General features: G+C 67.3%; 17 protein-coding genes. All 17 read left to right on the top strand.

Annotated elements, in window-relative coordinates:
- Positions 1-132: 132 nt before the first annotated feature.
- The 17 genes from AC4D6D_RS13960 (at position 133) to AC4D6D_RS13880 (ending at position 21,485) form a co-directional block, all read left to right on the top strand.
- The gene (locus AC4D6D_RS13960) at positions 133-630 is read left to right on the top strand and encodes a division/cell wall cluster transcriptional repressor MraZ (protein WP_147218828.1); all 498 of its coding nucleotides are present in this window, start codon (positions 133-135) and stop codon (positions 628-630) included.
- Complete coding sequence (gene rsmH / locus AC4D6D_RS13955; protein ID WP_491325760.1) at positions 627-1,652, top strand: 16S rRNA (cytosine(1402)-N(4))-methyltransferase RsmH; 1,026 nt, start codon at positions 627-629, stop codon at positions 1,650-1,652. Before AC4D6D_RS13960 ends, rsmH begins: the two co-directional genes overlap by 4 nt.
- On the top strand, positions 1,649-2,197 hold the full coding sequence (locus AC4D6D_RS13950; RefSeq protein ID WP_147218834.1) for a hypothetical protein: 549 nt from the start codon (positions 1,649-1,651) through the stop codon (positions 2,195-2,197). The genes rsmH and AC4D6D_RS13950 overlap by 4 nt, the downstream gene beginning before the upstream one ends.
- Positions 2,194-3,969 carry a peptidoglycan D,D-transpeptidase FtsI family protein gene (locus AC4D6D_RS13945; protein ID WP_491325759.1) on the top strand — a complete coding sequence of 592 codons (1,776 nt, stop codon included), beginning with the start codon at positions 2,194-2,196 and terminating at the stop codon, positions 3,967-3,969. The genes AC4D6D_RS13950 and AC4D6D_RS13945 overlap by 4 nt, the downstream gene beginning before the upstream one ends.
- Positions 3,970-3,979: 10 nt before the next feature.
- Positions 3,980-5,467: a UDP-N-acetylmuramoyl-L-alanyl-D-glutamate--2,6-diaminopimelate ligase gene (locus AC4D6D_RS13940; RefSeq protein WP_491325758.1), complete on the top strand. Its 1,488-nt coding sequence runs from the start codon at positions 3,980-3,982 to the stop codon at positions 5,465-5,467.
- 4 nt (positions 5,468-5,471) lie between these two features.
- Positions 5,472-6,986: a UDP-N-acetylmuramoyl-tripeptide--D-alanyl-D-alanine ligase gene (locus AC4D6D_RS13935; protein WP_491325757.1), complete on the top strand. Its 1,515-nt coding sequence runs from the start codon at positions 5,472-5,474 to the stop codon at positions 6,984-6,986.
- Positions 6,987-7,002: 16 nt separating this feature from the next.
- Positions 7,003-8,073 carry a phospho-N-acetylmuramoyl-pentapeptide-transferase gene (gene mraY, locus AC4D6D_RS13930; RefSeq protein WP_491325756.1) on the top strand — a complete coding sequence of 357 codons (1,071 nt, stop codon included), beginning with the start codon at positions 7,003-7,005 and terminating at the stop codon, positions 8,071-8,073.
- A 13-nt stretch (positions 8,074-8,086) separates the two neighbouring features.
- Positions 8,087-9,448, top strand: a complete 1,362-nt coding sequence (gene murD, locus AC4D6D_RS13925) for a UDP-N-acetylmuramoyl-L-alanine--D-glutamate ligase (protein WP_491325755.1) — start codon at positions 8,087-8,089, stop codon at positions 9,446-9,448.
- On the top strand, positions 9,448-10,677 hold the full coding sequence (locus AC4D6D_RS13920) for an FtsW/RodA/SpoVE family cell cycle protein (RefSeq protein ID WP_491325754.1): 1,230 nt from the start codon (positions 9,448-9,450) through the stop codon (positions 10,675-10,677). The genes murD and AC4D6D_RS13920 overlap by 1 nt, the downstream gene beginning before the upstream one ends.
- A complete protein-coding gene (gene murG / locus AC4D6D_RS13915) occupies positions 10,674-11,885 on the top strand; it encodes an undecaprenyldiphospho-muramoylpentapeptide beta-N-acetylglucosaminyltransferase (protein ID WP_491325753.1) in 1,212 nt (403 codons plus the stop codon). The genes AC4D6D_RS13920 and murG overlap by 4 nt, the downstream gene beginning before the upstream one ends.
- Positions 11,882-13,303, top strand: a complete 1,422-nt coding sequence (gene murC, locus AC4D6D_RS13910) for a UDP-N-acetylmuramate--L-alanine ligase (protein WP_491325752.1) — start codon at positions 11,882-11,884, stop codon at positions 13,301-13,303. The genes murG and murC overlap by 4 nt, the downstream gene beginning before the upstream one ends.
- Positions 13,304-13,415: 112 nt before the next feature.
- Positions 13,416-14,327 (top strand): UDP-N-acetylmuramate dehydrogenase, encoded by a 912-nt coding sequence (gene murB / locus AC4D6D_RS13905; RefSeq protein ID WP_491325751.1) that lies wholly within the window; start codon positions 13,416-13,418, stop codon positions 14,325-14,327.
- Positions 14,328-14,336: 9 nt separating this feature from the next.
- Positions 14,337-15,293, top strand: a complete 957-nt coding sequence (locus AC4D6D_RS13900; RefSeq protein WP_491325750.1) for a D-alanine--D-alanine ligase — start codon at positions 14,337-14,339, stop codon at positions 15,291-15,293.
- Positions 15,290-16,267, top strand: a complete 978-nt coding sequence (locus AC4D6D_RS13895; RefSeq protein ID WP_147218858.1) for a cell division protein FtsQ/DivIB — start codon at positions 15,290-15,292, stop codon at positions 16,265-16,267. The genes AC4D6D_RS13900 and AC4D6D_RS13895 overlap by 4 nt, the downstream gene beginning before the upstream one ends.
- Positions 16,267-17,547, top strand: coding sequence for a cell division protein FtsA (ftsA, locus tag AC4D6D_RS13890; protein WP_147218860.1), 1,281 nt, complete (start codon positions 16,267-16,269; stop codon positions 17,545-17,547). The genes AC4D6D_RS13895 and ftsA overlap by 1 nt, the downstream gene beginning before the upstream one ends.
- 169 nt (positions 17,548-17,716) lie before the next feature.
- Complete coding sequence (gene ftsZ / locus AC4D6D_RS13885; RefSeq protein WP_491325749.1) at positions 17,717-19,249, top strand: cell division protein FtsZ; 1,533 nt, start codon at positions 17,717-17,719, stop codon at positions 19,247-19,249.
- Positions 19,250-19,388: 139 nt separating this feature from the next.
- A complete protein-coding gene (locus AC4D6D_RS13880) occupies positions 19,389-21,485 on the top strand; it encodes an SPOR domain-containing protein (RefSeq protein ID WP_491325748.1) in 2,097 nt (698 codons plus the stop codon).
- The last annotated feature ends 61 nt before the right edge of the window (positions 21,486-21,546 follow it).

The raw sequence follows: 21,546 nt of genomic DNA, 5'->3' as shown, positions 1-21,546 counted from the left end.
AGCAATGTCAATCGGAATGGCTGAGTCTCGTCGTGCCCTCTTCGCGGGGTGCGGACCTCATCGCGCGGCTGCGCGGCGGGGCGGGGTTCTCTCATGCCCGAGAGGCGAGCTTAGGGGCGAAACAGGGATATCATGGCTGGGCAGCCATTCATCTACAACGGACAGGGCTTCTCGCTGCTACGCGACAAGAACCGTTTCGTGCTGCCCAATGCATTTCGCGGCACCGTGCGCGAATCGAGCGGCAAGGACCTGCTCTGCCTGACCACCCATGACCGTTGGCCCTGCCTTGTCGGCTTCGGTCTCTCGCGCATCCAGGACTTCGAGCAGGAAATCCGCGAACAGCAGGACATGGCGATCCGCGCGGGCAAGGACTTCGACGCGGAAAAGCGCGCGAGCGACATCTACGCCTCCTACGAAGTGCCGTTCGACGGCAGCGGTCGTTTCGTCCTGCCCGAGGACCTCGCCGCGCTCGCCAATGTCACCGACCAGCTCTACTTCCGCGGCAATGGCCGCTTCTTCACGGTGTGGAGCCCGGAAAACCTCAACGAAATGGACCAGGACTGGAGAGCGGCGCAGACCGCCTGTCGCAGTCTTGCGGCCAAGGAACTTCAGAAAGCGTCGAAGAAATGAGCGCCTCTCGCACCATACCCGAGGGCGTTCCCCACGTTCCGGTGCTCCTTGAGGAGGTCGTCGCCGCCCTGAACCCCCAGGGCGGCGACGTCATCGTCGACGGTACGCTGGGCGCGGGCGGCTATACCCGCCGCCTGCTCGATGCGGGCGCGACCGTGCACGCCTTCGACCGCGATCCCGACGCCATCGCCGCGATCGAGGCGAATCGCGGCAAGTGGCCGGAACTGGACACGGTTCCGCCGCGCCTCGTGCTGCACGCCCGCCGTTTCTCGGAAATGGTCGCGGGGCTGGAGGAAGTCGGTGTCGCGGAGGTCGACGGCGTCGTCATGGATATCGGCGTTTCCTCGATGCAACTCGACCAGGCGGAGCGCGGCTTCGCTTTCGGCGCCGACGGCCCGCTCGACATGCGCATGAGCCAGGCGGGCATGTCCGCCGCCGACTTCGTGAACGAGGCCGACGAGGCCCAGATCGCCGACGTGCTCTACCTCTATGGCGAGGAGCGCCAGTCGCGCCGGGTGGCCCGCGCGATCGTCGCCGCGCGTCCGATCGAGACCACCGGCGAACTTGCCCGCGTGGTCCGCAAGGCCGTGGGTTACAATCCCAATTACAAGGGGGCTGCCGCGCCAAAGGATCCGGCGACGCGCAGCTTCCAGGCGATCCGTATCCATGTGAACGGAGAGCTGGACGAACTCGATGCCGGGATGGAAGGGGCCGAAATCCTGCTGCGCGCCGGGGGGCGGCTGGCGGTGGTGACCTTCCATAGTCTCGAGGACCGCAAGGTGAAGCGCTTCCTGCGCGACGCCGCCGGGCAGGCCCAGAGCACTTCGCGGCACTTGCCGCAAGTGGGTTCGGGTCCGCAGGCGACGTTCGAACAGGTGGCCAAGGCCGTGCGGCCGGGGGAGGCGGAACTCACCGCCAATCCCCGCTCCCGATCCGCAACCCTGCGCGCCGCCGTGCGAACGCAAGCCCCCCCAAGAACAGCGGCCCACGATGGCCGTAAAGACCCCAGGAGTGCCCCATGAACCTCACTCGCGATCGCGTCCATTCGATTGGATGGATTTCCGTGCTGCTGGTCTGCGGGGCGCTGACGATCGGCCTCACCTTGCGCGTCAATGCGGTGAAGAGCCAGGTCCACGATACCGAGAAACGGATCGTCTGGGTGCAGCAGGACATCAACTTCCTGGAAACCGAATTCCAGACCCGCTCGAACCAGCAGGCGCTGAAGGAACTCAACGATGTCGAGTTCGGCTACAAGGCGCCGACTGCGGGCCAGTATATCGAAGGCGAGCGCCAGCTTGCCGCGCTGGGCATGCCGGTGGGGCCGGGCGCCCCGGCACCGATCCGCTATGCCAATGCCGACAAGACCGGCGAGGACGGCGCGGCCGACAACGGCGGGCTTCTCGCGATGGTCTCGCCGGTAAGCGGCGCTGCCGCTCCCGCGCAGCCTGAAGCCAAGGGCGCGGGCGGCAAGAACCGCGATCCCGAGCGCGACCAGATGGCCCGCGACGCGGCGGCGCTCGGCAGCCGCCTGGCGCGGATCGAAGTGGCGGAGGCCGCCCAGCAGTGAACGCTCCGGCCTTCCCGATCGGAGCGGTCCCCACCACGGTCTCGACCGGCAGGCGCAAGCTTTTCAACGTCAGGCAGCAGTCGCTGCTGACGGCGAAGATGCGCACCTTGTGGATTCTGGGGGTGTTCACGCTCATCGGGATGCTGGCGTTCTTCCGCATCGTCTACCTCGGCGTGACCGGCCCTTCGGTGCGCGGCGGCGACCTGTCGGACCTGCTGGTGCCCCAGCGCGGCGAGATCGTCGATCGCAACGGCGTGCCGCTGGCCCGCGAGTTCCGCACCTATTCGCTGTGGTTCAACCCCAAGGCGATGAGCGAAGGCTCTTCGCTGATCCACACGCCCGCCGAAGTCGCCGACGGCCTGATCCGCATCTTCCCCGATCTCGACCGCGCCGAACTGATCGCCAAGCTTTCCTCGGACAAGCCCGGCTATCTGCGCAAGTCGATCCTTCCCGAAGACGCCAACAAGGTCCACGCGCTGGGCGAACCGGCGCTGGAATATCCGCAGGAAGCCACGCGCTTCTATCCGCAGGGTTCGATGGCGGCCTCGGTGCTCGGCTATGTCGATACCTTCGGCAAGGGCCAGGTCGGCATGGAGCAGGCCTTCGACAAGCCGCTCACCAGCCCCGAAGGCCGCGCGCAGCCCGCGACGCTCTCGATCGACTTCCGCGTGCAGAGCGCGCTGGAGGACGAACTCGGCAAGGGCATGGCGCTGAGCAAGGCCAAGGGCGCGGCGGGCGTCATCCTCGACGTCGATACCGGCGAAATCCTCGCGCTGGCCTCGCTGCCCTCGTTCGATCCCAACCACGTCCAGCCCAGTGACCTCGTGATCACCGAGGAGCAGGCCAAGGCGGGCGACGTGCCGCGCGGCTTCAACCGCGTGACCAACCAGGTCTACGAACTCGGCTCGACCTTCAAGCCGATCACCGTCGCCGCCGCGCTCGATGCGGGGACGATCACCGACCTCCGCCGCCGTTGGCCCGCCACCCCGCTCCATGTCGGCAAGTTCACGATCCACGACCTGCACAACTACGGCTCCTCGCTGAACGTGCTTGAAACGCTGATCCATTCGTCGAACACCGTCACCGCGCATATCGCCGACGAACTCGGCGGCGAGCGGCTCAAGAAGACCATGGAATCGCTGGCGATGAACCAGCGGCCCTATGTCGAACTGCCCGCGCGCGGTTTCCCGCTCTGGCCGCGCGGCGAATGGCCGCGCCTGCGCACGATGACGGTCGCCTATGGTCACGGTATCGCGGTGACGCCGCTGCACCTCGCTTCCGCCTATGCCTCGCTCGTCAACGGCGGCATCTGGCGCCCGGCGACGCTGAAGAAGCTGGAGCCGTCCGAGGTCCCCGCCGGACGCCGTGTCTTCACCGCCGCGACCAGCGCCCGCATGCGCCAGCTGCTGCGCATGATCGTGTCCTACGGCACCGGCCGCAAGGCCGATGCACCGGGCTTCCGCGTCGGCGGCAAGACCGGCTCGGCCGAAAAGCCGGGCGTCGGCGGTTATCGCAAGCACTCGCTGGTGGCGACTTTCGCCGCCGCCTTCCCGATGGACCGCCCGCGCTATGTCGTCATCGCCATGATGGACGAGCCGCAGGGCACCGAGGCGACCTCGTTCCAGCGCACCGCCGCGTGGAACTCGGCGCCGGTGATCCAGCGCGTGGTCCCGCGCATCGGCCCGCTGCTCGGCGTGATGCCCGACGAGACCCGCGATATCGACATTTCCGACCTCAAGCCGCTGATCCCGGCCGGAACCGCTGAAGAGTGAGCCTGGAAGAATGAAATTGACTGCCCTCTGCGCCGCTGCCGATGTTCCTTTCGCGGATAGCGCAGATGCCCCCCTCGCGGGCAGCGCGGATATCAACGTGACCGGCTTTGCCATCGATCATCGCAAGGTCGCGCCCGGCACCGTGTTCGGCGCGTTTCGCGGCGCCAAGTTCAACGGCGAGGACTATATCGCCGCTGCCATTGAGGCTGGTGCCGTCGCCATCGTCGCCCATCCGGACGCCAAAGTCGAAGGCGCGGTCCACTTCGCCGATGCCGAGCCGCGCCGTCTCTTCGCGCGCCTTGCCGCGCCGTTCTTCCAGCCGGTGCCCGAGACGCTGGTGGCCGTTACCGGCACGAACGGCAAGACTTCGACCGTCGAGCTGACTCGCCAGATCTGGCGCATGGCGGGCCAGCGCGCTGCCTCGATCGGCACTCTGGGCGTGACCACCAGCGACGAGACCGTTTCCACCGGCCTCACCACGCCGGATATCGTGACCTTCCTCGCCAATCTCACCGGCCTTGCCCGCGAGGGCGTGACCCATGTCGCCTACGAGGCGTCGAGCCACGGTCTTTCGCAGTTCCGCATCGAGGGGCCGCGCGTCGCGGCGGGCGCCTTCACCAACCTCTCGCGCGACCATCTCGACTACCACGCCGACATGGACGACTATTTCGCGGCGAAGATGCGCCTGTTCGACGAAGTGGTCGTCGACGGCGGCACCGCCGTGATCTGGGCCGACGATCCGTGGTCCGACAAGGCCATTGCCCATGCCGAACAGCGCGGGCTGAAGACTTTCACCGTAGGTGCCAAGGGCACCGGCATCCGCCTCTCGGGTCGCAAGCCGGGCGGACTCGGCCAGAAGCTGGAGCTCGAGCACGAGGGCAAAGCCTACGTGCTCGAGCTTCCGCTGATCGGCGCCTATCAGGCGGCCAATTCGCTGGTCGCGGCAGGGCTGGTACTGGCCAGCGGCGGTGACGCGCATCGGACCTTCGATGCGCTGAAACGGCTCGTCACGGTGCGCGGGCGACTGGAGCGCGCGGCAATTTCTTCGGTAGGCGCGCCGGTCTATGTCGACTATGCGCATACGCCCGATGCGCTGGAAGCGGCGATCGCGGCGCTCCGCCCGCATGTGGAAGGGCGCTTGATCGTGGTGTTCGGCGCGGGCGGCGACCGCGACCAGGGCAAGCGGCCGGAAATGGGCCGGGTGGCGAGCGAAGGCGCGGACGTGGCGATCGTCACCGACGACAACCCGCGCGGCGAGGACCCGGCGGCGATTCGCGCCATGGTGCTTGCCGGGATGGGTGAAGGCGCGAAGGAAATCGGCGACCGGCGCGAAGCGATCGGTGCCGCCATCGCGGAAGCCGGACGTGGGGACATCGTCCTCATCGCCGGAAAGGGGCATGAACAGGGGCAGATCATCGGCAGCGGCGACGCAGTGCGCGTCCTGCCATTCGACGACGTCACCGTGGCCAGGGAAATGTCCGGTCCGCAGGGAAGGTAGTGCGATGAATGCTGTAGCCCGGATCCTCGAATGGCCCACCGATACGGCTGAGGCGAACCCGCTTGCCCCGTGGTCTTCCGCGCTCTGGCCCGCGCTCTGGGATTCCGCCACGCTCGCGCGGGTGATGAAGGGCGAGGCCAGCGGCGAATTCACCGTCTCCGGCGTCGAGATCGACAGCCGCGACGTGCAGGGCGGCGACCTGTTCTTCGCGCTCAAGGGCGAGGCGATGGACGGCCACCGCTTCGTCGAGGGCGCTTTCGCCAAGGGCGCGGCGGCGGTCGTGGTCGACCGTCCGGTCGATGGCCCGCATATCCTGGTCGAGAACACCACCGAAGCGCTGGAACTGCTCGGTGCCGCCGCGCGCGAGCGGTCGCGCGGGCCGATCATCGGCGTGACCGGCTCGGTCGGCAAGACCGGCGTGAAGGAAGCGATCTTCGACGCGCTCGACCGCGCGAGCCGGGGTGACGCGCATCGCTCGGTCAAGAGCTACAACAACCATGTCGGCGTGCCGCTCAGCCTCGCGCGGATGCCCGCGCGCGCCCGTTTCGGCATTTTCGAGATGGGCATGAACCATGCGGGCGAGATCGCCGCGCTGACCCGGCAGGTGCGCCCGAACGTGGCCGTCATCACCACGATCGCGCCTGCCCACATCGAGATGCTGGGTTCGATGGAGGCCATCGCCGACGCCAAGGCGGAAATCTTCGAAGGGCTGGAAAAGGGCGGCGTGGCCGTGATTCCGGCCGACAGCCCCTATTTCAACCGGCTGAAGGAAGCCGCACTGGCCTCCGGGGCCGAAGTCGTCTCGTTCGGCAAGGCGCGCGATGCCGATGTCCGTCTGCTCGACGCGGTTCCGGCGATCGGCGGCGGTTCGCTGGTGACGATCGACATGGGCGACCGCCGGGTCTGCTACACCGTCGCCGCGCCGGGCGAGCACCATGTCATCAATTCGCTCGCGGTCATGGCCGTAGTGCGCGGGGTCAAGGGCGACCTCGGCGCCGCAGGCGTGGCGCTCGCCGAAATGGGCGGGCTGCCGGGCCGGGGCGCGCGGCTCCAGATCGACGTCTCCGGCGACGGCAAGGCGCTGCTGATTGACGAGAGCTACAACGCCAATCCCGCCTCGATGCGCGCGACGCTGGAGCAACTGGGCCGCACCCCCGCGCACCGCCGGATCGCGGTGCTCGGAGCGATGAAGGAACTCGGCAGCCACGGCCCCGATTACCACGCCGGACTGGCCGGTCCGATCGGCGAAGCGGGCGTCGATTACGCCGTGCTGGTCGGCGAGGAGATGGCGCCGCTCGCGCAGGTGCTTGAAGCGGGCCGAAATTCAGGGGAACTGGGGAAATCCGCCGGTCTTCCGCTTGGCAAGGCCGTGCCCTTCGCGCATTGCCTGACTGTGCGGGAAGCTGTCGATGCACTGCGGGAATTCGGCCTTGAAAAGGATGACGTCATCCTGGTCAAGGGTTCGAATTCGGTGGGCCTGGCTTCCCTGGTGAACGCGCTCGACAAACAGGAAGGGTAGGGGGAAACCCCGCAAGATGCTGTATCTTATCGCAGAATGGTTCCACTACGAGGGACTGTCCAACCTCTTCCGCTATCAGTCGTTCCGTTCGGGCGCGGCGCTGATGACCGCGCTCGGCCTCGGCCTGCTGATCGGGCCGCGCTTCATCAACATGCTGCGCGTGCGCCAGGGCAAGGGCCAGCCGATCCGCGAGGACGGCCCGCAGAGCCACCTCGCCAAGCGAGGCACGCCGACGATGGGCGGCCTGATGATCCTGACCGCGCTGGTCAGTTCGATGATCCTGTTCATGGACGTGACCAATCCCTTCGTCTGGGCCTGCGTGGCCGTGACGGTGGGCTTCGGGATCATCGGTTTCCTCGACGACTACGACAAGGTCGCCAAGCGCAGCACCGCCGGGCTTTCAAGCAAGCTGCGCCTCGCGCTGGAATTCGTGGTGGCGGGGATCGCCTCCTACATCATCGTCAGCCAGCTCAACACCAACCTCTACGTACCGTTCCTCTCGGGCCGCTATATTCCGCTGGGTCCGTTCTACTACGTCTTCGCCGCCGTGGTGATCGTGGGCGCGGGCAATGCGGTGAACCTGACCGACGGGCTGGACGGCCTCGCGACGATGCCGGTCATCATCGCGGCGGGCACGTTCGCAATCATCTGTTACCTTGCAGGCCGCGTCGACTACGCCAGCTACCTCGGCATTCCGCACGTTCCGCGCGCGGGTGAACTCGCCGTGTTCTGCGCCGGGATCATCGGTGCCTGCCTCGCCTTCCTGTGGTTCAACGCGCCGCCCGCCGCCGTGTTCATGGGCGACACCGGCAGTCTCGCGCTCGGCGGCGCGCTTGGCGCCATCGCCGTGGCCGCGCATCACGAGATCGTGCTGGCCATCGTCGGCGGCCTCTTCGTGCTGGAAGCGGCCTCGGTCATCATTCAGGTGTTCTGGTTCAAGCGCACCGGCCGCCGCGTGTTCCGGATGGCCCCGATCCATCACCACTTCGAGCAGAAGGGCTGGAAGGAATCGACCGTCGTGATCCGCTTCTGGATCATCTCGATCGTTCTCGCCGTCCTCGGCCTCTCCACCCTCAAGCTGCGATAAGGGGCGCTCGGCCGTGATCGTCTCCTCCGCCTTTGCCGCAAAGCGCTACGCGGTTCTCGGACTTGCGCGCTCCGGCCTCACCGCGGTCGAGACGCTGCTCGCCAGCGGTGCCCATGTCATGGCCTGGGACGCGCGCGAGGAGCCACGCCAGGCGCTCGGCGCCCGCAGCCATGAGGAAAGCGTCGAGCTGGCCGATCCCGTCACGGCGGACCTGACCGGTTACGACGGACTCGTCGTCTCGCCCGGCGTTCCGCTCAACACGCACCCGATCGCCGAAGCCGCGCGCCGTCAGGGCGTGCCGGTGATCGGCGATATCGAACTCTTCGCGCTCGCCCGTGAGAGCCTGCCCCCGCACCGCGTGGTCGGCATAACCGGCACCAACGGCAAGTCGACGACGACTTCGCTGGTCCACCACCTGCTCGAAAGCGCAGGCGTGCCCACCCGCGTCGGTGGCAATATCGGCGTGCCAGTGCTGGGCGAGGATCCGCTGCCGGAAGGCGGCGTCTATGTGCTCGAACTGTCGAGCTACCAGATCGACCTCACCCGCAGTCTCGACTGCGACGTGGCGGCGCTGCTCAACATCACCCCCGACCACCTCGACCGCTACGACGGGTTCGAGGCCTATGCCGCCTCCAAGGCGCGCCTTTTCGCAATGCAGGCTGCCGGCCGCCCGGCGGTGTTCGGCACCGGCGACCGCGAGACTTTGGACATCGCCGAGGCGGAGGAAGCGCGCCGCGCGCCGGGTGCGGTGCGCCGGGTGGACGGGCACGATCTCGCCGCACTCCAGCCGGACTGGCCTTCGCTGCAAGGCCCGCACAATCTCCAGAACGCTGCCGTGGCCGTCGCCATCGTCGAGGCGCTGGGGATTTCCGCCGAGCAATGGCAACCGGCGCTGCGCACGTTCAGCGGCCTGCCCCACCGCATGGAGCGCGTGGCCGAGGCGGGCGGCGTGCTCTACATCAACGACAGCAAGGCGACTAACCCGGCCTCCACCGCGCCCGCGCTGGCGGCCTATCCGCCCGCACCGGCACCGCGCATCCACTGGATTCTCGGCGGCCTGCCCAAGGGCGACAATCTCGACGAATGCGTGCCGTTCTTCGGCAATGTCGCCGCTGCCTATACGATCGGCGATGCGGGTGCGCGCTTCGCCGAGATCCTTGCGCCTTATACCGAGGTGCACCGCAGCGAGATGATGGCCGAGGCCATCCGCGAGGCGATGACCCGCGCCGTCCCCGGCGACGTCATCATGCTTTCGCCCGCCTGTGCCAGCTTCGACCAGTTCCGCGACTACGAGGCGCGCGGGCTGGCCTTCCGCCAGATCGTCGAGGCGCTGCTGGAATCGCAGGGCACGGATGCCGAAGGGATGAAGCACTGATGGCCACCATTGCGCCCGGCAACGCGCCCGGCACTGGGTCCGGCACCGGAGCGTCTCCCGCCAATGTCCGCTACAACCGCAACCGTCGCGGCCAGCTGGCGATCTGGTGGCAGGAGATCGACCGCACCGTGCTGGCCATCGTCCTGATCCTCATGGGGATCGGCGCCGTGGCCGTTGCCGCCGGTTCCCCGGCGAGCGCCCGGCGCCTGTCGACCGCGCACGAGAAGCTCTCGCAGCTGCACTTCTTCTGGCTGCACCTGCGGTGGCAGTTCGTCGGCCTCTGCGCGATGTTCTGGGCTTCCAGCCTGTCGAAGGACAGCGCCCGCCGGGTCGGCATCCTGATCGCGGCGGTCATGCTGGTGGGACTGGTGCTGGTGCCGGTGGTCGGCTCCGAAGTGAACGGTGCGCGGCGCTGGCTCAAGCTCGGTTTCTCTATCCAGCCTTCGCAGTTCCTCGGCTCGGGCTTCCCGATCCTGCTCGCCTGGATTCTCTCGTGGCGTGCGCGCGATCCGCATATTCCGGTGGTGGCGATCTGCTTCTGTCTCATGGGCCTGCTCGGCGCGCTGCTGATGGCCCAGCCGGACTTCGGCTCGACGATGCTGTTTTCCGGCACTTTCTTCGTGATGATCCTCCTTGCGGGCATTCCCCTGAAGCGCATCGGCCTGTTCGCAGGGCTCGGCGTCGCGGGCATCGTCCTGATGTATTTCACCTATGACAACGGCCGGAACCGCATCGACTCGTTCCTGTCGGGCGGCAACGCCTTCGACCAGGTGGACCTTGCCCAGCGCACCCTGCTCAACGGCGGATGGTTCGGGCAGGGCTTCTGGATGGGCGCGCGCAAGATGGCGCTGCCAGAGGCGCATACCGACTACATCTTTTCGGTCATCGGCGAGGAATTCGGGCTGATCGCCTGCGTCATCATCGTCATGATCTACCTCGCGCTGCTGACGCGGGTGATGCTGCGCCTGACCGAGGAGGAGGACCTCTTCACCGTGCTCGCGGCCTCCGGCATCGCCTCGCAGTTCGGCGGACAGGCCTTCATCAACATCCTGGTCAACCTCCAGCTCTTCCCCTCGAAGGGCATGACCCTGCCGCTGATCAGCTACGGCGGTTCCTCCACGGTCGCCATGTGCATGACCGTGGGCCTGCTGCTGGCGATCACGCGCCGCAACCCGTTCATCAAGCGCGAGAAGTTCTCGCTCCGCGCCGTTGGAGACTTTTCTTCATGAGTTCGGCCGTAAAAGGCTCGGTAAGCCGCCATTACGTCCTCGCCGCGGGCGGGACGGGCGGACACCTCATTCCCGCTTTCGCGCTCGCCGCCGAGCTGGACCGGCGCGGCCATCACGTCGCGCTTATTACCGACGAGCGCGGCGCGGCGATTCCCGGCAAGCCCGACTATCTGCCCGCCCACATCCTGCCGCAGGGCCGCATCGCGGGGAAGAACCCGCTGAACTGGCTCAAGGGCCTCAAGGGCATCCTGTCGGGCCGCGCCATGGCGCTGCGCCTGTTCGAGAGCTTCCAGCCGACCGCCGTGATCGGTTTCGGCGGCTATCCCGCGCTGCCGACGATGCTGGCGGCCAATTCCGCGAAGATCCCGACGATCCTGCATGAGCAGAACTCGGTGCTCGGCCGGGTGAACCGCTACTTCGCGGGCAAGGTCAACGCCATCGCCACGGCTTTCGCGCAAGTGGACCGGCTCGACCCGAAGTTGGCGGACAAGGTCACGCTCGTCGGCAATCCGGTGCGCGACGAAGTCCTCGCCCTGCGCGAGGCGCCGTTCCCCGAATTCGCCGAGGACAGCCTGCTGCGCATCCTCGTGACCGGCGGCAGCCAGGGCGCGCGCGTGCTGTCGGAAATCGTGCCGGATGGCCTCGCCATGCTGCCCCCGGCGCTGCGCTCGCGGCTACAGGTGATCCAGCAGTGCCGCGCGGAGGATATCGAGGCTGTCCGCGCCCGCTATGCCGGGCACGGCATTCCCGCCGAACTTGCGACTTATTTCGAGGACATGGCGGAGCGGCTTGCCGGTGCGCACTTGTTCATCGGCCGCTCGGGCGCCTCGACGATCGCGGAACTCACCGCCGTCGGCCGTCCCGCGATCCTGATCCCACTGCCGATCGCCACCGACGACCACCAGGCCGCCAATACCCGCGAGATCGTCGCGGCAGGCGGCGCCCGTGCGATCCGTCAGGAAAACTTCACCGCGACCACGCTCGCGAAACAGATACAGGCCATGGCCCAGCATCCCGAAACCCTTGCCAATGCCGCCCACGCCTCGTGGAACTGCGGTTATCCCAATGCCGCCAGCGATCTGGCCGACCTCGTCGAGAGCTTCGGCGCGGCGCCAATCATGGACGTGATCCGCATGGAGAAAGCCATGCCCGCCAAGAGCGGTGAGGCCCTCGCGAAAAGCAAGCTGGCGAAGGAGTCGGCTCAGTGAGGGGCGTCGGCACCGACATCGGCACGATCCACTTCGTCGGCATCGGCGGCATCGGCATGTCCGGCATTGCCGAAGTGATGCACAACCTCGGCTATTCGGTGCAAGGCTCCGACATTGCCGAGGGCTATGTGGTCGAAGGCCTGCGCGGGCGCGGGATCAAGGTCATGATCGGCCAGTCGGCGGAGAACGTCGAAGGCGTGGCCGTGGTCGTCACCTCGACCGCCGTGAAGCGCGACAATCCCGAAGTCGTCTACGCGCTGGAAAACCGCATCCCCGTGGTTCGCCGCGCCGAGATGCTGGCCGAGCTGATGCGGCTCAAGAACACCGTGGCCGTGGCCGGCACCCACGGCAAGACCACCACGACCTCGATGGTCGCGGCACTGCTCGATGCGGGCGGGGTCGATCCCACCGTCATCAACGGCGGCATCATCAACTCCTACGGCTCGAATGCGCGTCTCGGTGCGTCGGACTGGATGGTGGTGGAAGCTGACGAGAGCGACGGTTCGTTCCTGCGTCTCGATGGTACCATCGCCGTCGTCACCAATATCGATCCCGAGCACCTCGACCACTACGGCTCTTTCGACAAGGTGAAGGACTCCTTCGTCGAATTCATCGAGAACGTGCCTTTCTACGGCGCGGCGATGCTCTGCATCGACCACCCGGAAGTGCAGGCGATCATCCCCAAGGTGCGCGACCGCCGCGTGGTGACGTACGGCTTCTCCGCCCAGGCCGACATTCGCGGCGAGAACGTCACGCCGATTCCCGGCGGCAACCGTTTCGACGTGGCCCTGCGCCAGCGCGACGGCTCGTTCCGCCGGATCGAGGGCATCGAATTGCCGATGCCGGGCCGTCACAACGTCCAGAACGCACTCGCCGCCGTCGGTGTCGCGGTGGAGATGGGCTGCTCGGACGACTGCATCCAGAACGGCTTCTCGAAGTTCGGCGGCGTGAAGCGCCGGTTCACCAAAGTCGGCGAAGTCGAAGTCGAGGGCGGTATCGTGACCGTTATCGATGATTACGGCCACCATCCGGTAGAAATCCGCGCCGTGCTCGCCGCTGCGCGTGAGGGCGTGCGCAACCGGGTCATCGCCGTGGTCCAGCCGCATCGCTTCACCCGCCTGCGCGACCACATGGAAGACTTCGAAGGCGCCTTCAACGACGCCGACGTGGTCTATGCCGCGCCGGTCTACGCGGCGGGCGAGCAGCCTATCGAAGGCGTCGATTCCGAGCACATGGTCTCGGGCATGAAGGCGCGCGGCCACCGCTCGGCGCAAGTTGTCGCCGGGCCGGACGCGCTGGCCGATGTGCTGGCGACCTCGATCCAGCCGGGCGACATGGTCGTCTGTCTCGGCGCGGGCGATATCACCAAGTGGGCGGCGGGCCTTGCCGATGCGATCCGTTCAAAGAGGGCAAGATGAGCGGCATCGTCACGCCTCGCCAATGTGCTTCGACAAGCTCAGCACGAGCGGGTTTCTATTGCTTTGCGCCTACCAGCCCCGCTCATCCTGAGCCTGTCGAAGGATGATGGACGTGGCGCAACCTCACCTCCCGGACGTGCAGGGCAAGCTGAATGCCGACGCGCCGCTGGCGCCGCTCGTCTGGTTCAAGTCGGGCGGGACGGCCGAGTGGCTGTTCGAACCGAAGGATCTGGCCGACCTGCAAGGCTTCCTGCGCGATCTCGATCCCTCGGTGCCGGTCATGGCACTGGGCCTCGGCTCGAACATGATCGTGCGCGACGGAGGCGTTCCCGGCGTGGTGATCCGCCTTGGCAAGGCTTTCGCCAAAGTCTCCCGCGTCGATGAGGTCACGCTGGAATGCGGCGGCGGAGCCAGCGGCATTCTCGTCTCCTCCACCGCGCGCGACAATGGCATTGCCGGGGTTGAATTCCTGCGCTCGATCCCCGGCACCGTCGGCGGTTTCGTGCGGATGAACGGCGGCGCCTATGGCGGCGAGGTCAAGGACATCCTGATCGACTGCGACGTGGTCCTGCGCGACGGCTCGCTGGTGACATTGGGCAACGCCGATCTCGGCTATACCTATCGCCACTCGCAGCTGCCCGAAGGCGCCGTGGTCGTCGCCGCGCGCTTCAAAGGCCGCACCGGGGAACCGGAAGCGATCCAGGCCGAGATGGACCGCATTTCCGCCAGCCGCGAGGCCAGCCAGCCGCTGCGCAGCAAGACCGGCGGCTCGACCTTCAAGAACCCCGAAGGCCACAAGGCCTGGCAGCTCGTGGACGAAGCCGGTTGTCGCGGCCTGACCCTCGGTGGCGCGCAAGTGAGCGAGAAGCACACCAACTTCCTGCTCAACGTCGCCGACGCCACCAGCAGCGATATCGAGGCCCTGGGCGAAGAAGTCCGCCGCCGGGTCAAGGAAAAGTCGGGCGTCACGCTCGAATGGGAAATCCAGCGCGTAGGCATGTTTGCCGAAGCCGAGAAGAAGTGAGTTGATCCAGTGACCCTCTCCAAACTCCACGTCGCGGTCCTGATGGGCGGTTGGTCGAACGAACGGCCGGTCTCGCTGATGAGCGGCGAGGGCGTGGCCAAGGCGCTCGAGTCCAAGGGCCACAAGGTCACCCGCATCGATATGGACCGGGATGTCGCGCTGCGCCTGTCGGAGGCGAAGCCTGACGTGGTGTTCAACGCGCTTCACGGCGCGCCGGGCGAGGACGGCACGGTGCAGGGCATGATGGACCTGATGGGCCTCACCTATACCCACTCGGGCCTCGCCACCTCGGTGATCGCCATCGACAAGGAACTGACCAAGCAGGCGCTCGTGCCCCACGGCATTCCCATGCCGGGCGGCCGCATCGTCGAGAGCGCCACGATCCACGAGCGCGATCCGCTGCCGCGTCCCTATGTGTTGAAGCCCGTCAACGAAGGGTCTTCGGTCGGCGTGGCCATCGTCACTCAGGAAGGCAACTACGGCAATCCGATCGCGCCGGACGCCAAGGGGCCGTGGCAGGAATTCGACCGCCTGCTCGCCGAACCCTTCATTCGCGGCCGCGAACTGACCACCGCCGTGATCGGTGACCGGGCCCTGCTCGTCACCGAACTCAAGCCCAAGTCCGGCTTCTACGACTTCGACGCCAAGTACACCGACGGCATGACCGAGCACGTCTGCCCGGCGGAAATCCCCGACGAGATCACGGCGGCCTGCAAGGATCTCGCGCTGCGCTCGCACCAGTTGCTCGGCTGCAAGGGCACCAGCCGCGCGGACTTCCGCTGGGACGACACGCAGGGCATCGAGGGCCTGTTCCTGCTGGAGGTCAACACCCAGCCGGGCATGACCCCGCTCAGCCTCGTCCCCGAACAGGCGCGCGCCTGCGGTATGGAATACCCCGATCTCGTGGAGGCGATCATCGCTGAAGCGCTGGCGGATGCCGGAAAGGTCGCCAAGGGGGGCAAATGAGCCAGACGATCCGGCGCAAGCCGAAGACAGCGCGAAAGGCCGCAGCGGCCCGGAACACCAAGGCCAAGGTGCGCCAGGCCAAGGCGACGAGCGGCACGGCCGTCGACACGGTGATGAGCTGGCTGCCCTTCACCGAGGAGCAGCTTCACAAGATCTTCCTCGTCGCCATTCTCGGCGGTGCGGGGCTGCTCATCTGGGTCGTCGCCAATGCGGCGGGCGTGCCGATGCTGGCAGGCAAGCAGTTCGCGCAAGTGGCTGCCGATGCCGGGTTCGAGGTGAAGCGCGTGGAAGTGCGCGGGGTGAAGAACCTCAACGAGCTGAAAGTCTACGAAAAGGCGCTGGCCGAGCGCGACCGGGCGATGACCCAGGTCGATCTCGACGGGCTGCGCGGCGAATTGATGGGGCTGTCGTGGGTCAAGGACGCGCGCGTCTCGCGCCAGCTTCCGGACACGTTGGTGATCGACATCGTCGAGCGCGCCCCGCATGCGGTGCTGCGCAAGGCCGACCGCTTCGTGCTGATCGACGAGACCGGGCAGGAACTGGAAGCGATCGCCCGCAAGGACGCCAAGGGCAAGCTGATCGTCTCCGGCCCCGGCGCGGGCCAGCAGGTGACGCAGCTCGGGCACTTGCTGGAAGCCGCGCCGGCGCTCCAGCCGAAAGTGCAGGAAGCCGAATGGATCGGCAACCGCCGCTGGAATCTGACGTTTCAGACCGGGCAAGTGCTGGCCCTGCCGGAAGGCGACACCGAATCGGCGAGCGCGCTCGTCACTTTCGCAAGGCTAGACGGCACCAATCGGCTGATCGGCGGCAAAGTGACGGCGATCGACATGCGCGCGAAGGACCGCATCTATTTGCGAGTGCCCGACGGCGAAGGACAGGAATTGGCGATGAAGGCGGGGGCAGTGCCGCATACGGGTGCAGAAGCGAGCGGGGCCACGGCGCCCACGACCGCCGTGGCGGCGGAGGAACAGTAATGGCGCCGCCTCGCATCACTCGCGTATTCGGCGCGGTCAACATCGGCTCCTTCCGCATTTCCGCGATCGTCGCGGGCATGTCGGAGATGGGCGACATGATCGTGCTCGGCTCCGGCCACCGCGCCAGCCAGGGCATCAAGCGCGGCTACGTCACCGACATGGCCGCGGCGACCTACGCCGTGCGCGACGCCATCGACCGCGCCGAGAAGATGGCCGACACCAGCGTCACCAAAGTCTGGATCGGCTGCTCGGGGGCAGGGCTGGCCAGCCGCATCGACCAGTTCGATGCCGAGATCGGCGGTCGCCGCATCGAGCAGGAGGACATCGACCAGCTGCTGATCTCGGCGCGCGAGGTGATCCAGCCGGACGGTCGCATGGTGCTTCATGCCCAGCCCGCGCAATATCGCCTCGACGGCGCCCACGGTGTCGGCAATCCCACCGGCCTCCATGCCGAGCGGCTCGGCGTCGATATCCATATCGTGCTGGCTGACGGCGCCCCGATCCGCAACCTGACCGAGGCGGTGCAATGCGCGCACCTCGAAGTCGAGGCGGTGGTCGGCTCGCCGATTGCGGCGGGGCAGGCCTGTCTCTCGCCCGAGGAGCGCGATCTGGGCGTGGCGCTCGTCGAATTCGGCGCGGAAGTCACCAACGTGGCGGTCTATTCGCATGGGCTGCTGATCGACATGATCTCGATCCCGATGGGTTCGGCGGACATTACCGATGCGGTCGCTTCGGCCTTCGGTATCCGCCGCTTCCAGGCCGAGCGACTCAAGTGCGTGAACGGCTCGGCCATCGCCAGCCCGCACGACCACCGCGAGATGATCCCGGTCAACGCGCCGGGCGAAGAGGGCACCGGCCCGATCGCACGGCATGCCGACGACAAGAACCGCATTCCCCGCGCCGAACTGATCGGCGTCATCACCGGCCAGCTCGGCATCCTGATGGAAGAGATCAACAAGGCGCTCAAGCTGATGCGCTTCAATGCCCAGCGCGGCAAGCAGGTGGTCTTCACCGGCGGCGGCGCGGAACTGGTGGGACTGGCGGATTATGCCCAGGCCGCGCTCGGCAAGCCGGTGCGCATCGGCCGGGTGCCGCACCTCTCCGGTCTGGCCGAAGCCCACGTGAAACCGGGCTTCTCGACGCTGGCGGGACTTGTCCTCTATGCCGCCGCCGACCCCATCGACATCCGCACGTTCGGCAAGAACCGTCAGGGTACAGTACGTTACAGCGGCCTCGGGGTCGTCAATCGCGTCTATAGAGCCTTGAGGGAATACTTTTGAGCACTTTGGCCAGTCGTGCAATCCCTGCGACAGGGGCGGCAGGATTGGCTGGAATTGGCGGTTTCGCCTGTGGACAACAAGCTCGCGCGCTTTGCCTTGATGGAGGCAGGCGTGCAATCAGGCTAGTCAAGATAATTTTCTTCGCGCACGTGCCTGCCAGGAGAACGAAATGAGCATCAACATCGGACCGCCGGCGATCGAAGAACTTCGTCCGCGGATTGTCGTCATCGGCGTAGGCGGTGCGGGCGGCAACGCCATCGCCAACATGATCCAGGCCCAGATAGAGGGCGTGGACTTCGTCGTCGCCAATACCGACGCGCAGGCGCTCAACAATTCGATCGCGGAAACGCGCATCCAACTCGGTCCGGAAATCACGCAGGGCCTCGGCGCCGGTGCGCGTCCGGAAGTGGGCCGCGCCGCCGCCGAGGAAACCATCGAGGACATCGAGCGTCTGCTCGAAGGCGTCCACATGGTCTTCATCGCCGCCGGCATGGGCGGCGGCACCGGCACCGGCGCCGCGCCGATCATCGCCCAGGCCGCGCGCGCCAAGGGCGTGCTGACGGTCGGCGTGGTCTCCAAGCCGTTCATGTTCGAAGGCACGCGCCGCATGCGCTCGGCCGACGCCGGTATCGAGGAGCTGCAGAAGCACGTCGATACGCTGATCGTCATCCCGAACCAGAACCTGTTCCTGGTCGCCAAGGCGGACACCACCTTCAAGGAAGCCTTCTCGCTCGCCGACGAAGTGCTCCAGCAGGGCGTGCGCTCGATCACCGACCTGATGATCATGCCGGGCCTCATCAACCTCGACTTCGCGGACGTCCGCTCGGTCATGGGCGAGATGGGCAAGGCGATGATGGGCACGGGCGAGGGCGAAGGCCCGAACCGCGCACTGGAAGCGGCCGAACGCGCCATAGCGAACCCGCTGCTCGACGGCGTGTCGATGCAGGGCGCCAAGGGCGTCATCATCTCGATCATCGGCGGCGACGACATGAAGCTGCTCGAAGTCGACGAAGCCGCAAACCACATCCGCGAACTGGTCGATCCCGATGCGAACATCATCTGGGGTTCGGCGTTCAACCCCGACCTTCAGGGCAAGATCCGCGTCTCGGTGGTCGCCACCGGCATCGAACAGACCACCGAAATGGCCGAGATCGCGGCGCGTCCGCTGAACCTCAGCGCCTCGCGCGGCCCGGTCCGCCCGATGGTTTCGCGCCCGGTGCCCAGCGCGCCTGCACCGCTCGTCACCCCGGCTCCGGCCGTGGCGATCCCGCAGACGCCTTCCGCTTCGGCCTCCGAGCCGTTCGAACTCTCGACCCCCGCTCCCGAGGCGGCCGAGCAGCCGTTCGAACTCGAACTCGGCGCCAGCGAAGAAGTCGAGCCGGAAGCGCCGGTTGCCTACGCCGGTCTGCGCAGCAGCCAGCCCCTCGATCTGGGTGCGCCCCAGCAATCGGCAGCACGCCCGCAGGACGAACTGCTGCTGAACGGCAACCAGCACGCCGAGCCGGAAGCGCCGGTGCGCGCGCCTGCGCCCAGCCAGCCTGCCCCCGCTCCGGCTCGTCCGGTCGGCGGTGGCTCCACGCTGTTCGAACGCATGACCAGCCTCTCGCGTCCGAAGCCTGCTCCGGCAGAGCCTGCCGGTGACGAGGACGACGGTGCCTCGATCAGCATCCCGCGCTTCCTGGGGCGACAGAACAATCAGTAAGTGAGGCGGGCGGTGATGCGCGCACTGCCGCCCGTTTTCGCAAGGTTCAGGATCGTCGCGCCATAGGCGCGCCCGGTCGATTTCCAGCAAAGGCCCGATCCACTCGGGCCTTTGTCTGTTTGAAGAGGTTTTTCGGTTCGTGCGGCTACGTCAGAGGGTTTCGAGCAAGTGGCTGGCTTCGGCAGCTGCCCATGTTGCGCTCGCCGTTCCTGCCGCAGGTTTCGCGGTCGCTTTCGTGGCGACACCGGCCTCAGCCGCGCCCGTGGTTCAGGCGCTGCCCAGCGCGGACCAGACGAAGCTGAATGCGGCGCTGGCCCGTCTCGGCCGCGACCCGCGCGACGTTTCCGCCTTGATCGATGCCGGTGATGCGGCGCGCAGGCTCGGCGATTTCGATGCCGCGATCGGCTTCTACCGCCGCGCCGACGAGATTTCCGCCGGAAATGCCCGCGTGAAGGCTGGTCTTGCGGCCTCGCTGGCGCAGAGCGGCGATCCGGTGGCGGCGCTGCCGCTCTTCGCCGAGGCCGAGCGGGCCGGGGCCAGCCCCACCAGTCTGGCTGCCGATCGCGGCCTCGCCTACGACCTCGTCGGGGATAATGCGACGGCGCAGCGCTACTATGCGATGGCGCTCGGCGGTGCGAGCGACGAGGACGTGCGCATGCGTCTGTCGATCAGCCAGGCGATTGCCGGGGATGCCCAGGCTTCCGAGACAACGATCATGCCGCTGCTGCGCAAGCAGGACAAACCGGGCTGGCGCACGCGCGCCTTCGCGCTGGCGATCGCGGGCGACACCAAGCAGGCGGTCGAGGTCTCCAACACGATCCTGCCGCCGCAGCTCGCCCAGAACATCGCCCCCTACTTGCGCTACATGCCGCGTCTGACCCGCGCACAGCAGGCTGCGGCGGCGAATCTCGGCAAGTTCCCGCGCGCCTCCGAAATCGGCCACGACGATGCCCGCATCGCCGCCTACAAGCCGGTGCAGGTGGCGAGTGCCGACGCCAATCTCGTCCCGCGCGGCGAAGCACTGGGCGGCGGCAAGGCGCCCGATCGGCCTTCGCGCACCACGCGGACCGGCAGCGGAAGCAAGGCAGGTCCGAAGCTCGGTGGCGCCTCGATTGCGGTGGCCGATCCCTATCGGCTTGGCGGTACGCGCACGACACGTTCCACGCCGAGCGCGGTCAAGACGCCGGAACCGGCCCGCGTCGCTCCGCCGGAACCCAAGCCGACGATCGAGCGCGACGGCGCGACCGGCGAACTTCCGCCGCTCGCGAGCGCCACTCCCGGCACCTCTCCCGTTTCGACTCCGGTTTCAGCCTCGACTTCGGCGCCTGTCGCGGCCAAGCCTGCGACCACTCCGCCTGCCGCCGCTTCGTCGCTGCCGCCGGGCTTCGATCCGAGGGCCGTCGGTGCGGCTCCAGTTCACACCGCTGCCGCGTCGCCGATAAGCAATGGCGCAGCGCCGGGCTTCGATCTGGCCCGTTCCGTTCCGGCTCAAGGCACTCCGGCGATGCCCGCTCCGCAGGCATCGACACCAGCGCCCAGGCCGGTCCCGGAGCCGACCGCGCCCGTCGAAACGCCGCCCGAGCCGGGCGCGCAGCAGCTCTCGCTGGCGCAGATCTTCGCCGATATCGGCAAGCCGACGATGCAGAGCGCGCCTGCCTCCGGCGCGGTCGATATTCGCCAGATCGAACCGGCCCGTCCCGCGCCGCCGAAGATCGTGCCGCCCAAGCCGGAACCGGAAGCGCCCAAGGTGGTCGAGAAGGCTCCCGCCAAGGTCGATCCCAAGGCGAAGCCGGACCCCAAGGCCAAGGTTGGCGCCAAGGTAGAGGCCGACGACGAGGGCAAGCCCACCGGAAAGGCCGCTCCCAAGACCAGGGCGGAAATCGCCAAGGCCAAGGCGGAAGCCGCCAAGGCAGAGGCGGCAAAGACAGCCAAGGCCAAGAAGCCCGCGCCCCCCTCGCACCCCAGCCGAATCTGGGTGCAGATCGGCGTCGGGCGCGACAAGGCCGCGATCGCCTTCGACTGGCGCCGTTACAACAAGCAGGCTCCGGCCCTGTTCAAGGGGCGTGAGCCTTACGTCAGCGAGATGGGGCGGACCAACCGCATCCTGATCGGTCCCTTCGCGACGCAGAAGGCGGCGAGCGGCTTCATGGCCGACGCCCGCAAGCAGGGCTTTTCCGATGCCCTGCCGTGGACCAGCCCCGCCGGGCAAGTCGTGGACGCGCTTTCCGCAAAGTAAGGCACGCTCGGTTCGCCCCGACTGCCCGTCGTCCGGCCTTATCCACATCCTGTTAACAGGC

The sequence above is a fragment of the Novosphingobium sp. BF6 genome (assembly GCF_058273105.1).
This window is presented reverse-complemented; position numbering and strand designations above follow the sequence as displayed.